This is a genomic window from Spiroplasma endosymbiont of Nomada ruficornis (genome assembly GCF_964030795.1).
In the GTDB taxonomy this organism is placed as follows: domain Bacteria; phylum Bacillota_I; class Bacilli_A; order Mycoplasmatales; family VBWQ01; genus Spiroplasma_E; species Spiroplasma_E ixodetis_A.
On sequence record NZ_OZ034962.1, the window covers coordinates 511,325 to 525,532 of the forward strand.

Genomic DNA, 14,208 nt, shown 5'->3' on the forward strand with positions numbered 1-14,208 from the left:
GCATGTTAAAAGATTATATATTATTAATAGATAAACCTTCATTTATGACATCACAAGATTGTCTTGTTGTTATTAAAAAACGTTTGAAATTAAATAAAATTGGTCATACAGGTACGTTAGATCCTTTAGCAACAGGACTAATGGTAGTACTTGTGAATGAAGCAACCAAAATTAGTGATTTTATTTTAAAAAGTGATAAAGTTTACATTGCAAAAATGCAACTATTTTTAAAAACCGACACCGGCGATATTACTGGTAAAATTATTGAATCAAAACCACATCTTGATTTAAAAGAATCAGAAATTGTTAAAGCACTTGAATTTTATAATAATCGTCAATATGAGCAAATAATTCCTGCTTATGCAGCAGTGAAAATTAATGGTAAAAAACTTTATGAATATGCTCGTGAGAATATTCCTGTTGAATTACCAAAACGTAAGGTTTATATTAAATCTTTAAAATTAATTAGTTTTAATAATGATTTAGTTACTTTTGAAGTAGTATGTTCAAAAGGAACTTATGTTCGAGCTTTGGTTACTGACATTGCTAGAATTTTACATACATCAGCAACTTTAACTTATTTGAGAAGAATTCATCAATCGGGTTTTGATTTAAGTAATGCCCTAAATTTAGATGTTATTAATGAAGAAACAGTTAGTAAAAATCATATTAGTATTTATGATGGTGTTAAAAATATTATGCCAGCGATTGTTGTTGATAATAGTAAAAGTGTTATTGATGGTAAACCTTTAGTTATTGATAGCACTAATGAGCCATATGTTTTAGTTGTTAATTCTGAACATTTGCCATTAGCTATTTATCGTAATCAAAAAAATAATTTATACGTAAGCCAACGAGGTTTTAAATGTAATGAAGATATTAAAATTGAAAAATCTAAATATTCAAAATCAAAAATTGATGTCTAAACCAATTATTGCTTGTTGAGGTTTTTTTGATGGTATTCATCAAGGTCATCAAGCCCTATTTAAACAATTATTAGTTAATTCAACAATAAATAATTATCAAACATGTATTATTAGTTTTGATAGAAAACCACAAAGTGTAATTAGTAATAAAAATAATGAGGTTTTATTAAGTAATGAAGATAAAATTAAAACAATTGCTAAATACAATTTTGATTATTATTGGGAAATTAAGTTTAGTAAAGAAATAGCAACACTTTCACCAGAGCAATTTATTTCGTGATTATTGGCAAATAATGTTAAAGCAGTAGTTGTTAATCCAAATATTAGGTTTGGTTATCAAGGGCAAGGTAATATTAAAACATTACAACAATCTTCATTACAAGTTTATCTTTGTAATGATATTATTGTTAATAATAACAAAGTTTCTTCAACTTATATTAAAAAACTTTTACAAAATAAAGATATTAGTAGTGCTAATCTTTGTTTACAACAAGAGCCATATACAATTAGTGGTAAAGTAGTTCATGGTCTTAAAGAGGCTAGAACGATTAATTTTCCAACTGCTAATTTATCGTTATTAACAAACTATGCATTACCGGGTCTTGCTACTTATATTACGCTTACTGAAGTAGATAATAAATGATATCAAAGTATGACAGTAATTATGTTACGTAATAATAAGCCGTTAGTTGAAACTTACTTATTAAACTTTAATCAAGATTTATATGGAAAAATCATTAAAGTTAGATTTTTAGATTTTCTTCGTGATAATTTAAAGTTTACTAATTTAGATGATTTAAAAAAACAAGTGGATAAAGATTTAATAGAAACAATTAAATATTTTGCTAATTCTAGTAGTAAATTATTAAAGCCATAATAATTGTGATATTCTTTATATTTACAATAATTATTAACATTATAAATACTATTTATTAAAAACTATTTCCAATAAAATTAAATTTTATTGTATATGCTAATGAAAAATAAAAAAGAAAAAAGGGAGTAAATAAATAATGAAATATTGAGTAAAAGAATTTATAAATCAAATAAAAGATAATAATGAAATTTGCGCAAACTGTGATTATAAAGAAAATTTACAAAAAAATATTACTTCAAATGATAATTGTCAAATTGTAAATGATGAAAGAATGCCATTGTTACAAGAACACGCTTCAAATAATAAATGTATAGTTATTGAAATAGAATCAAACATTTCAGCTGTTAATAATATAGTAGAAATAAATTTACAAGGAAAACAAATTGAACAAAAAAAACAGACTACTAATAAATTACCTAATTATGGTTCAATTTGTTAAGAAGTTAAAACTACATAATCAGGCTTAAAATGATGAATTATTTAAATAACTTATTTTAATAGATTAGTTAATTTACTTTCACTAATTTCTTTATATATGTTTAAATTAGTTTGTTCGTATAAATAACAAGCTCAATAATATCAAATTAAATTTTGATAATTCATTCATTTTTTAGCAATAATTATTTGTTCATTATTTAAATTAAAACAATTAAATCAAGTATTAATTTCGGTTTCAGAAGTTAAACTTTCAGAAGCAAAAGAGGCAATATCAAATAATTCGTCGTTTCAACAAGCAAAATCTCAATCAATTAAATATCAACAATTATTTTTTTTAACAAAATTATTTAATGTTAAATCATTATGAGATAAAACAATTGTTGTTGGTTGATAAGTAGCAATTCATTTGATTACCTCACTGGTTATTTTTTCTAAGCAAGGATTACTAGTAGTTAAATTACAGTATAAATTAAGTTGTTCTAAACCTTTTCAAGTTTTAATTAATGATTTATTATCAAATTTAATATTATGTAGTTGTTTTACCAATGATGAAATTTGTTCTAATATTTGTTTATTAATTATTTGTTCGCTTAAATTAATTAAATTATGATAATATGGCATTAAGGTTAATAGTTTATTATTATTAATATTGACTTCATTAATAGGTAATGTAAATTTTTTTGATTTAATTAATTTAATAACATTAATTTGATTTGTAAAATTCAAAAAAGGTTGCAAAATATCTTTAGATTGTTTTAAAAAAAAATGTTTATTTACTAAAAATAAGTCATTGGTTAAACCTTTTGTTTTTAATATCTCTAATTGATATGGTGGTTTAATAGTTTTAAATTTCAAAATGACACCTCTATTTTGCTTGTATTGTCCGTAATAAAATTATACAATTGATTAAATAAAAAATATTGAAAGTAAGTGATAGTATGTTAAAAAAAGGTTATATTCATATTTATAAAGGTGAAGGAAGAGGTAAAACCTCAATTCTTAATGGTATGGTAATTAGAGCATTGGGTAATAATCTTAATGTTAGTTACTTACGTTTTTTAAAAAATCGTCCTTCTGGTGAAATTAATTTTTTAAAACAAAATACTAAACTTAAAATTGAAAGTTTTTATGAATCTTCGCAAAAATTTTTTTGAGAAATGGATGAAGAAGAAAAAAATAAATTAAAACAAGAAACTAATTATGGTCTTACTAGATTAAAAATGTTAAGTCAAAGTGATAATACTGATCTTATTGTTGTTGATGAAATTTTAGGGTGTATTCAAAATAATTTGATTCAAGAACAAGACTTAATTGAAATTTTAAAAAATAAAAAATCACATATTGAAATTGCATTATCTGGTAGATATGCATCTTTTGCCTTAGAGCAATGTGCTAATTTAATTAGTGAAGTTAAATCAATTAAACATTATTTTGAAAAAGGTCAAATTGCTCGTGAAGGGATTGATTATTAATGACTGCTAAAACCTTATGGTTTGCATCTAATAATATCGGTAAAATTAATGAATTAAAGAGTATCTTACATACAAAGGGATATAATGTCAAATCAATGTTAGATCTTAATTCTCCTCTTGAAATTAATGAAACAGGTACATCATTTATTGAAAATGCAATTTTAAAAGCAACAACACTTGCAAAATTAGTGAATGGTCCTGTAATTGCTGATGATTCAGGGTTAGAAATATTAGCTTTAAATAATTTTCCTGGTATTAACTCAGCACGATGAAAGGGAGAAATGTCCTATCATGATGCAATGTTAGACATTTTAGAACAAATGGAAGGTGAAACTAATCGTGCAGCAGTATTTATTTCTGCTATTGCTTATGTTGATTTTGATCATAAGATTACTAAAGCATTTATTGGTAAACTTGAAGGTGAAATCACTACTGAGATAAAAGGTAATGATGGTTTTGGTTACGATCAAATATTTTATGTTCCAGTAGTACATGCTACTTTAGGTGAATTGTCATTGGCAGATAAAAATAAAATTTCTCATCGTAATTCAGCAATTCAGCAATTATTAACATTTTTACAAGAACAAAATTAGATAGTTAAAATGAAAAATAAAAAGGATGGTTTAATTCTTTTTTACAGTTTTTCTTTTTTAAAGATTGAATTTTGTTTAGAAACTATTTTAAATAATAGTTTAAGTAAAATAGATAAATTAAAAAAAATTAGTAAAGATACTATGTTAGTTATATCATTTTAGTAATAGTTTACTTGTTTATTTTTTAGTGATATTATTAAAAAATGAAAGAATGGTTTATATAAAAAAATAACGCAAAATGAAGTTGATTCATTACAAGAAGTAGTTGTTATTGGATTTCCTAGAACATATAATACTTTTGGTAATACTGAACTTTAATATTAAAACATAGTATTAGTTTTGATAGTTTTTTAATATTCCAGAAATAAATGAAAATGGTAAACGAGATTTTACTATTAATAGTAGTCAAAAATTTAATTTTATATCAATATAATTTGTTTAAAAATTAATTTTTAAAAAGCTTGTAACTTAAAAGTTACAAGCTTTTTTTACATTTTTGGTAAATTTGGTTTAAATTCACTTGTTGTTGATTGAGTTTGCAAATCCATAGTGTTAATCTTTGTGATTACTTGTTTTGGTCAAAATACTTCTTTTTGTTCTTCTGTAAATCAAGAAATTTGTTCTTGTGTAAATGATTGTATTTGTTCATTTGTGAAAGTTTGCATTTGTATAGGTGTAAATGATTGTATTTGTTCTTTAGTAAATCATGGAATTTGTATAGGTGTAAATGATTGTATTTGTTCACTTGTGAAAGTTTGCATTTGCTCTTTTGTAAAAGCAGAGATTTGTCAAAATGTAAATTGTTCAATTTGATGCACCATTAATGCTTGAATTTGTTCAGGTAAAAATGATTGTATTTGTTGAACTGTAAAACTTTGTATTTGTTCTGCTGTAAGTTCTTTAATTTGTCAATTTGTTAATCATTTTATTTGTTTTGGTGATAATCTTTGTATTTGTTCTGTTGTTAGTGTTGAGACTAATATATTTGTGCTTCTTTTTTTATGTCTGTTTTTAATTTTAGTTGTTGTTAATGGTGTTGTTATTTGTTGTCTTAACTTTTTTCCTCATTCTTGTGATTTTAAAAAAATTTGATATGTTTGTTCAACTTTATTTTTGTGTTCTTGAATAGAATTTTTTCAAGTAATATTTTTTATATTAGTAGGATCTGTACTGTTAGTATTAAAAGTTACCAATTCACTGGTATTATTAATAAGTAAATCATTCATTTTAGATACCTCTTTTTAACTATAAAACTCATTACTTTTTTTAAAGTAATGAGTTAGAAATGTTTAGAATTATTGTTATTTTTACTAAATCTGCTTATCTACTAAAATTTTAGCACCTTATAAATAAAATACAATAAAAAATAAACACGTATCTTAGTTAAATTAATTTATAAAAAATGGAATAATCAATATTAAGAAATCAAAAAGTAAAAGAAGATAATTATATATCTTCTTTTAAAAATTATATAGTTTTTTTAGCAGCAGTTTTTAATAGATTACCTGTGATTAAAGCTGTTAGTTGATCAAAAAACTGATTTGGACTATCAATAGTTCCTCATTCTTGGCCAACAGCTATTAGTTTACCTTTATTAACAATAAAAACAATTGGTAAAGCTTTAAATGCTCTTTCTTTATCAACAGGATTTTGAATTTCCTTGACACCTGAATCAGCAACAGGTGCTGAACTATTATCAGAAATTTTATGGTCAAGTAGTCAATGATAAATTTGTTGTTGTCAACTAATTTTTTTATCATTTCAAAATTGGTTAACAATATCACTACTAGGGTTGGCATAAGGAGATTTTTCATAAATTTTAATATCAATAGTCCCATTAGTAGTAACACTGTTTATTTCAGTTTTCTTTTCTGTTAATCAGTTATCTCATTTACTTGGCACATTATTATTTTTGATTTGCATTCTGTGTAAACCGTCAATAATTTGCTTAGAAAGTGGATTATCAGCAGCACCAAGTATGCCAAAAAAAGCATGCCCACTATTAACATCACTAATAAATTCTTGATATTTTGAATCATCTGTACAAGCACTAACTTGTAAACTAGTTGTTATGCCTATTATTAAGGCTGCTATTAGTCCAAATTTTTTACGCATTTATTTTCATCACCTTCAATATAATATCATAAAGTTATATGAGTAATAAATTAATAATTAAATATAACGTACTAAGTATACTATGTTATAATCTTAATAACAATATAAAAATCAAAAGGAGTAGTTTTTTTTCTATATGGACAGTAATTGGTATATTTATTTAATAATATTGCTAGTTTTATTATTTTTAAGTGGTTTTTATTCATCTGCTGAAACATCATTAACTTCTTTAAATGTTATAAGAATTAAATCTATTGGTAAATTACGTAGTAAGAAAAGTCGTCGTGCTAATATTGTATTTAAGTTAGTTAAAAATTATAATGTAACTTTAACAACAATTTTACTTGGTAACACAGTAATTAATGTTGGAATTGGTACTTTAAGTACCATATTATTTATTGATTCTTTTCATGTTTCTCCTACTTATGGTCCTTTAATATCAACTTTAGTTTCAGCAATTGTTGTTTTAATTATTGGTGAAATTATACCTAAAAGTGTTGCAAAATTACATCCTGAGACAATAGCTTTAAATTATGCATATATTTTGTATATTCTTAATATTATTTTTTATCCAATAACTTTTATTGTTACTTTATTTCAATTTAAAAGTAAAAAACCAACAAGTTCTGAACAAGAACTTATTGAATTGATTTCAATAATTGAAAGAGAAGGAGTTCTTGAAAAGGCAGAACGTGATTTAATTGAATCTGCAATTAAATTTGATGAAAAATCAGTTTTTCAAGCTATGCATCTCAAAAGTAAAATTAAATATATTTATGATGATACGCCACCCAAAGTTATTAAACATCTATATTTAGAAGAAAAATATAGTAGAATTCCTGTTTTAGATCATGTTAATCAAAATGTAATTGGTATTTTAAATATTAAAGAATTTATTATTAATATGTTAGAAAATGAAAATCCAGATTTATTACAATTAATGTTACCAGCAATTTTTATTTCTAAGCGTACTAAGTTAAATGAAGCATTGGAAATTTTACAAACCGAAAGAATGCATATGGCTATTGTCTGCAATAATAAAGATAAAAAAGATTTTAATGGTATTATTACACTTGAAGATATTCTTGAAGAATTAGTTGGTGAAATTTATGATGAAACTGATGAAATTGGATTGATACAAGAAATAGGAACACATAAGTTTCGTGTTGATGGTTCTTCAAAACTTGAAGTATTATTTAAACGTTATTTAAAAAGAAAACCTCCAAATTATAATAAACAAACTGTCCAAGAATGATATATGTTCAAAACAAAAGTAAAGAAAGTAAGGAAAAATAGTCCACTTTTAAAATTTCGAAATTTTTCATTTAAAGTTATAAAGGTTCGCAAAGAATTTGCTGTTTTTGAAGTTGAAATTTTTACTAATAAAAAAATTAAAAATAAATGAGAATAGTTAGTGCAGGATTTTTATTTAAATGCTACAATGTAAAATCATAATTATAATTATGATATGAAGGGGAGGTTAATTATGAAAAAAGGTATTAAATTAGTAACTATGATTGCAGCATTAAATCTTGTAACAGTTAATGGTTTAATGTTAACGTTTTCTCCAGACAGTGATCATTATGTCTATTTAAATAAGCATGATGCTAATGCTAGTTTATTAAAATGAAAACTTTCACCAGAAGATGCAAAGATGGTAAAAAAATATGAATATAAAATCCATCAAATGGCAAGTAAAGAAAGTATTGATGAATTTAATAACTTGTATGATAATAATAAAAGTGATGTAATTTGAAGTAATTATGATAGTTTACAATATGATTTAACTCATACTAAAATTGGTGGTAAAACCATTGATGTTAATTGAGTTGAAATGTATAAAAAAGCTGGTTTAAATAATGAACAATTACAATTAGCAGAGCAACAACAATTACGTTTTTATAATATTTTTGCTAAAGTTTTTCATAAAAACACTGTTATTAAACTAATTCAAAAAGTAGCACCAGTTGCTGTAAGTGATAGCACAGTAGCATGAACTGCTTTTAATTCAGAAGCTGATAATCAACGTATGGGTTATGGTCCTGAATTTGCAAATATTAATTTAATTTATCAACAATTTCAAGAGGGATTTTGATCTTCAGATCAAATAATTAGTGTTACAACTCACGAATATGGTCATGCTTTAAGTAATTTTATTGGTTTAAGTGCTGATGAAAGAAATTCATTTAATGCTAATTGAAAGTGACCAGATAGCAGTTATAGTGATTTTAATACTAATATGACATCAGTTTCTCATAAACTAACTGTTAACAATGATAACAAACAAATTTATGATCGTACTTGATATTTAATTGATTATTTAGGTCAACAAGCAAAATTAACTAATATTAAGCAAGAATTATTATTTGGTTTAATAACAGTTAATAGTAATTATGGTCGTAGTGCCTGATTTAATGGTAAATATAATATAAATCTTGATGATGAATTTTTTGCCGAAAGTTTTGCTAGATGAATTTTAACACCTCAGAATCAGCGTGATTGAGGATGAGAATTAGAAAATAGTTTTTTCTTACATTATTTACCAACGGTTTTATAACATTTTACTAGTTAAAAAGGAGAAATAATTCTCCTTTTTTATTATTTGGTATAATAAATTTAAGTAAAAGAATTGAGGAAAGTAGGTAATTTTATGTTTGGCAAAAATATCCATGATCATGAATCACAGCAAAATAGTTGTTTAAAATGTCAGTATGAAAAACTTTTTAAAACAGGTAAAATATTATTTGATGAATGAGATAAACAACCACCAGCACCTGCTCAATTACTTAAAATAAAAAAGCAATTAAATGAATTAAAAATTAAAATTGAAGAACAAAAAAATGATTCGGAATTAAAGTTTTGTGCCAATCACCCAGAAATTTTTGACTTCTTGCCTTTAGAAGTTTTATAGTTTTTTGTATTAATAGTATTAAAATATTTATATTTAGTAGAAGTTTAATATAATTAATGTCCTATTGTTTTGAAAAATAAAACAATAGGTTTTTTATTTTAGTATATTAAATTTATGCTCAATTGTAAAGGTAAGTGCAACTAAATTATTTTTCTATCCAAATATTCGATTGGTGAAAGATAATTTAATATTTTTCTCGGTCTTTGATTTAAAGACAATATAAATTTATGAACTTCATTTTTATTAGTTTTTGAAAAAATAAATTTTTTAGGAAATTTTTCTCTAATTAAACCATTAGTATTTTCATTAGTACCTCTTTGTCAAGGTGAATATGGATTGGCAAAATAAATTTTTACATCTAAATTTTTTTCAAGTTGTTGTCAATTTGAAAATTCTTTGCCACGATCAAAAGTAATAGTTTTAACAATGTTTTTAGGAAGAATTGATAAATAATAACTGACATTTTTATTAATAACTTTAGTAGTTCTGTTTTTAACTAATATTGCTAAAGTAAATCGTGATACTCTTTCAACTAAAGTTATTAAACATGATTTGCTTTTACCTCGTGATGATACTATAGTATCTCCTTCTCAATGACCAAGTGTTATACGATCATTAACATTTATATCTCGTTCTTTAATTGATTTACCATTAAACTTGCCACGATTTTCTTTAGATTTTCGTTTTTTACCTTTTCTTCTTAAATTTTTACTAGTAACTTTATCAAGCATTCCAAAATAAATTCAAGTATAAATTGTTTTAAAACTAATAACTCACTCTTTATGAAAATTTTTAATTCTGCCATAAATTTGTTCAGGTGATCAACCTAATAGTAATTTTTGTTGTACATATTTTACTAAATTCTTATTTTTAAACTTATGAAAACTAATATGTGATTGTTTTCGATTTTCAGCTTTATTTTGTGCAATTAATGAAAAATAATGATTATTATCTTTATTTCTATTAATTTCTCGAATAATAGTACTAATACTTCGATTAAGATTTTTAGCTATTTCACTAATTTTAAATTTAAATTTCAATTGATTCTCAATATAAATCCTTTCATCTATGCCAAGATGTTTATAACTCATATAAAAACTCCTTACTTTTTTCTAAACTAAATTTAGCATTATGAAATTTTTATATGAGAATTTTTTGCAATTTTATTTACTTGCACTTACAAGTATAATTCAGCATTCAATTAAAATGGCATTAGCGCTCCCTTTTCAATCACGAATTAATTTACTAATTGTAAAAGTATCATTTTCAATAGTATCTAAATGAAAATAAGTTTCAAAGAAATCATCTTTTTTTCAACATACTGCTTTGTTGTAACCGCGTTTTCAATTTGTTGAAAAATATAGTCTTCATTTAAAATATGTTTAACAATTGTTTCAGAAATTGGAAAAACTAATCGTTTGAATTTTTTGATTTTTGGATCATGAATATGGCCACCATTAAAATTGCATAGTAATGTATTAAGACCTAATTCACGATAAAATTTAATTGATCCACGATAAGGTCGACCAGTGACAATACAAACAATATGACCTTGTTTTTGAGCATCAATTAGTGCTTTTTTAGTATTAATATGAATTTCTCGACCACCACTTTTTAATAGAGTACCATCTAAATCAACTAGGATTAAATGTTTTTGTTTTTTATTGTATAAAGACATTGTCTCTTCCTCCTATCTTTCTTTCTCGATAAAATTAATACCCATTGTGTCTTGAACAAAGTTTAATTTTTTAGTAGCAATATTATTAGCAAAATTTGCACCTTCTTCTAAATATTTTGCTAATTGTGATGATTTTTCATTAATAAGTTCTTGGTGTTTTTTTTGCATTGGTTCTAATAAATCATTTATTACTTTAATTACTTCTTCTTTTAAAAAACCATAATTGTGATTGCTGAAGTATTGTTCACAAGTTTTGATATCTTTTTTAGTAATGCTAGCATAAATAGTTAATAAATTACTAACTCCAGGCTTATGTTCTGGATCAAATTTAATAATATTTTCTGAATCAGTAACTGCTTTTTTAATTTTATTGGTAACTTCTTGTTTGCTATCGCTTAAAAAAATAGTATTTTTTAGATTAGTATCAGATTTTGACATTTTTTTTTCAGGCTCTTGTAAACTCATAATTTTCTGTGCTTGTTTATCAATAATTATTTTAGGAATTTTGAATAAATCAGTTTTATAATTGTTATTCATTCTTGTTGCTAAAGTTTTTGTCAATTCTAAATGTTGAGTTTGATCAACACCAACTGGCACAAAATCAGCGTCATATAGTAAAATATCAGCAGCCATTAATGCTGGATATGTAAGAATACCTGTTGGAATACTAATCGTTTTATTTTGTTGATTTGTCATTTTTTGACTTTTATCTTTAAATTGTGTCATTCGTTCTAATTCACCGACATAACTATTACATAATAATATATATCCTAATTGACTATGGGCTAAAACATCAGATTGAATAAAAATATGAGATTTATTTGGTATAATACCAGCAGCAAAATATCAAGCGGCAATATCTTTAATATTATCTCTTAATTCTTGTGCTTTTATTGGTAGTGTTAATCCATGTAAATTTGCAACAAATATTAAGAGTTCATGTTCTTCTTGCAATTTTAAAAAATTCTTAATTGCTCCCAAGTAGTTACCAAGAGTTAATTTTCCAGTGCTAGTTATTCCAGATATAATACGAGCCATATATTTTGCTTCCTCCAAATTAATTTTTTAATATAATTAATTATCAATGATAAAGTTAAATAATTCAATTAATTATATTAAAATTTGTTTGATTTTGATATGCTGAATTATACTTGTAAGTGCAAGTAAATAAAATTGCAAAAAATTCTCATATAAAAATTTCATAATGCTAAATTTAGTTTAGAAAAAAGTAAGGAGTTTTTATATGAGTTATAAACATCTTGGCATAGATGAAAGGATTTATATTGAGAATCAATTGAAATTTAAATTTAAAATTAGTGAAATAGCTAAAAATCTTAATCGAAGTATTAGTACTATTATTCGAGAAATTAATAGAAATAAAGATAATAATCATTATTTTTCATTAATTGCACAAAATAAAGCTGAAAATCGAAAACAATCACATATTAGTTTTCATAAGTTTAAAAATAAGAATTTAGTAAAATATGTACAACAAAAATTACTATTAGGTTGATCACCTGAACAAATTTATGGCAGAATTAAAAATTTTCATAAAGAGTGAGTTATTAGTTTTAAAACAATTTATACTTGAATTTATTTTGGAATGCTTGATAAAGTTACTAGTAAAAATTTAAGAAGAAAAGGTAAAAAACGAAAATCTAAAGAAAATCGTGGCAAGTTTAATGGTAAATCAATTAAAGAACGAGATATAAATGTTAAGGATCGTATAACACTTGGTCATTGAGAAGGAGATACTATAGTATCATCACGAGGTAAAAGCAAATCATGTTTAATAACTTTAGTTGAAAGAGTATCACGATTTACTTTAGCAATATTAGTTAAAAACATAACTACTAAAGTTATTAATAAAAATGTCAGTTATTATTTATCAATTCTTCCTAAAAACATTGTTAAAACTATTACTTTTGATCGTGGCAAAGAATTTTCAAATTGACAACAACTTGAAAAAAATTTAGATGTAAAAATTTATTTTGCCAATCCATATTCACCTTGACAAAGAGGTACTAATGAAAATACTAATGGTTTAATTAGAGAAAAATTTCCTAAAAAATTTATTTTTTCAAAAACTAATAAAAATGAAGTTCATAAATTTATATTGTCTTTAAATCAAAGACCGAGAAAAATACTAAATTATCTTTCACCAATCGAATATTTGGATAGAAAAATAATTTAGTTGCACTTACCTTTACAATTTAGCATATAATAAAAACATAAATTAAAAATGGTTTTTGACCCATAGCTTTTATTTTTTAAGAGTAATGGGTTTTTTACTTTATAAAGGAGTTTTTTTATGTTATTTGGAGAAGAAAAATATAAGGATGATTTACAAAAATATTTAAAGAAAATAAAAGATCGAAACAATGTGAAAGAATATCTTCAAACTCTTGGGTTAAAACTTGAGGAATTAGAAATCCAGAAACAAAATATTGCCAAAAAACAAGCAAGTTTTGAATTTGAAAGAAAACAACTAGAAGATATATTGAAGAAAGCTGAAAGTCAATTAAGAAATATCAAAGATAGTGAAGATAAAAAAACATTTATTGAACAATATGTTAATCAGATGACTGATAAATTAAAAGCAGTTAATGAAAATATATATACTTTAGAAGTTGAAAGTAAAGAAACTGATAAAGATATAAAAAACAGAAATCTAGACAAAGTAGATAACAGAAGAACCTTAGAAAGAATTAGAAATGAATTATTTAATTGCTAAATTGTAAAGGTAAGTGCAACTAAATTATTTTTCTATCCAAATATTCGATTGGTGAAAGATAATTTAGTATTTTTCTCGGTTTTTGATTTAAAGACAATATAAATTTATGAACTTCATTTTTATTAGTTTTTGAAAAAATAAATTTTTTAGGAAATTTTTCTCTAATTAAACCATTAGTATTTTCATTAGTACCTCTTTGTCAAGGTGAATATGGATTGGCAAAATAAATTTTTACATCTAAATTTTTTTCAAGTTGTTGTCAATTTGAAAATTCTTTGCCACGATCAAAAGTAATAGTTTTAACAATGTTTTTAGGAAGAATTGATAAATAATAACTGACATTTTTATTAATAACTTTAGTAGTTCTGTTTTTAACTAATATTGCTAAAGTAAATCGTGATACTCTTTCAACTAAAGTTATTAAACATGATTTGCTTTTACCTCGTGATGATACTATAGTATCT

Annotated in this window: 17 protein-coding genes; 10 read left to right on the top strand and 7 right to left on the bottom strand. The window is 23.9% G+C overall.

Going from position 1 to position 14,208, the window contains the following annotated elements; genetic code table 4:
• Positions 1-2: 2 nt before the first annotated feature.
• The 3 genes from truB (at position 3) to AAHM79_RS03095 (ending at position 2,242) form a co-directional block, all read left to right on the top strand.
• Positions 3-926 (top strand): tRNA pseudouridine(55) synthase TruB, encoded by a 924-nt coding sequence (gene truB, locus AAHM79_RS03085; RefSeq protein ID WP_252320746.1) that lies wholly within the window; start codon positions 3-5, stop codon positions 924-926.
• A complete protein-coding gene (gene ribF, locus AAHM79_RS03090; RefSeq protein WP_342258104.1) occupies positions 871-1,803 on the top strand; it encodes a riboflavin biosynthesis protein RibF in 933 nt (310 codons plus the stop codon). The genes truB and ribF overlap by 56 nt, the downstream gene beginning before the upstream one ends.
• A 136-nt stretch (positions 1,804-1,939) precedes the next feature.
• On the top strand, positions 1,940-2,242 hold the full coding sequence (locus tag AAHM79_RS03095; protein ID WP_252320869.1) for a hypothetical protein: 303 nt from the start codon (positions 1,940-1,942) through the stop codon (positions 2,240-2,242).
• Positions 2,243-2,292: 50 nt separating this feature from the next.
• On the opposite strand, the gene AAHM79_RS03100 is transcribed toward AAHM79_RS03095, so the two are convergent.
• Entirely contained in the window at positions 2,293-3,096 is an 804-nt protein-coding gene (locus AAHM79_RS03100) for a phosphotransferase (RefSeq protein ID WP_338979610.1), read from the bottom strand.
• 83 nt (positions 3,097-3,179) lie between these two features.
• On the opposite strand from AAHM79_RS03100, the gene AAHM79_RS03105 reads away from it, so the two are divergent.
• Together AAHM79_RS03105 and rdgB are read left to right on the top strand one after the other, a co-directional pair.
• Positions 3,180-3,713 carry a cob(I)yrinic acid a,c-diamide adenosyltransferase gene (locus AAHM79_RS03105; RefSeq protein ID WP_342258105.1) on the top strand — a complete coding sequence of 178 codons (534 nt, stop codon included), beginning with the start codon at positions 3,180-3,182 and terminating at the stop codon, positions 3,711-3,713.
• Complete coding sequence (gene rdgB / locus AAHM79_RS03110; protein ID WP_338979608.1) at positions 3,713-4,306, top strand: RdgB/HAM1 family non-canonical purine NTP pyrophosphatase; 594 nt, start codon at positions 3,713-3,715, stop codon at positions 4,304-4,306. Before AAHM79_RS03105 ends, rdgB begins: the two co-directional genes overlap by 1 nt.
• 488 nt (positions 4,307-4,794) lie before the next feature.
• Here rdgB and AAHM79_RS03115 read toward each other — a convergent pair whose 3' ends face one another.
• Positions 4,795-5,532 (bottom strand): hypothetical protein, encoded by a 738-nt coding sequence (locus AAHM79_RS03115; protein WP_342258106.1) that lies wholly within the window; start codon positions 5,530-5,532, stop codon positions 4,795-4,797.
• 241 nt (positions 5,533-5,773) lie between these two features.
• Positions 5,774-6,421, bottom strand: coding sequence for a hypothetical protein (locus AAHM79_RS03120; protein WP_342258107.1), 648 nt, complete (start codon positions 6,419-6,421; stop codon positions 5,774-5,776).
• Positions 6,422-6,557: 136 nt separating this feature from the next.
• Here AAHM79_RS03120 and AAHM79_RS03125 point away from each other — a divergent pair, with 136 nt between their 5' ends.
• The 3 genes from AAHM79_RS03125 to AAHM79_RS03135 all read left to right on the top strand — a co-directional run bounded on the left by AAHM79_RS03125 (position 6,558) and on the right by AAHM79_RS03135 (position 9,332).
• The gene (locus AAHM79_RS03125) at positions 6,558-7,832 is read left to right on the top strand and encodes a hemolysin family protein (RefSeq protein ID WP_342258108.1); all 1,275 of its coding nucleotides are present in this window, start codon (positions 6,558-6,560) and stop codon (positions 7,830-7,832) included.
• A 75-nt stretch (positions 7,833-7,907) separates the two neighbouring features.
• Entirely contained in the window at positions 7,908-8,978 is a 1,071-nt protein-coding gene (locus AAHM79_RS03130) for a hypothetical protein (RefSeq protein ID WP_342258109.1), read from the top strand.
• A gap of 93 nt (positions 8,979-9,071) precedes the next feature.
• Positions 9,072-9,332, top strand: a complete 261-nt coding sequence (locus AAHM79_RS03135; RefSeq protein WP_338959160.1) for a hypothetical protein — start codon at positions 9,072-9,074, stop codon at positions 9,330-9,332.
• 140 nt (positions 9,333-9,472) lie between these two features.
• Here AAHM79_RS03135 and AAHM79_RS03140 read toward each other — a convergent pair whose 3' ends face one another.
• The 3 genes from AAHM79_RS03140 to trpS form a co-directional block, all read right to left on the bottom strand.
• Complete coding sequence (locus AAHM79_RS03140; protein ID WP_338979395.1) at positions 9,473-10,423, bottom strand: IS30 family transposase; 951 nt, start codon at positions 10,421-10,423, stop codon at positions 9,473-9,475.
• 185 nt (positions 10,424-10,608) lie between these two features.
• A complete protein-coding gene (locus AAHM79_RS03145; protein WP_342258110.1) occupies positions 10,609-11,010 on the bottom strand; it encodes an HAD hydrolase family protein in 402 nt (133 codons plus the stop codon).
• 12 nt (positions 11,011-11,022) lie between these two features.
• Entirely contained in the window at positions 11,023-12,048 is a 1,026-nt protein-coding gene (trpS, locus tag AAHM79_RS03150) for a tryptophan--tRNA ligase (protein WP_342258111.1), read from the bottom strand.
• Between the two features lie 205 nt (positions 12,049-12,253).
• Here trpS and AAHM79_RS03155 point away from each other — a divergent pair, with 205 nt between their 5' ends.
• The gene (locus AAHM79_RS03155) at positions 12,254-13,204 is read left to right on the top strand and encodes an IS30 family transposase (RefSeq protein WP_342258112.1); all 951 of its coding nucleotides are present in this window, start codon (positions 12,254-12,256) and stop codon (positions 13,202-13,204) included.
• Positions 13,205-13,321: 117 nt separating this feature from the next.
• Positions 13,322-13,744, top strand: a complete 423-nt coding sequence (locus tag AAHM79_RS03160; protein ID WP_342258113.1) for a hypothetical protein — start codon at positions 13,322-13,324, stop codon at positions 13,742-13,744.
• A 19-nt stretch (positions 13,745-13,763) separates the two neighbouring features.
• On the opposite strand, the gene AAHM79_RS09635 is transcribed toward AAHM79_RS03160, so the two are convergent.
• Positions 13,764-14,201 carry an IS30 family transposase gene (locus AAHM79_RS09635; RefSeq protein WP_425289553.1) on the bottom strand — a complete coding sequence of 146 codons (438 nt, stop codon included), beginning with the start codon at positions 14,199-14,201 and terminating at the stop codon, positions 13,764-13,766.
• Positions 14,202-14,208 lie beyond the last annotated feature (7 nt).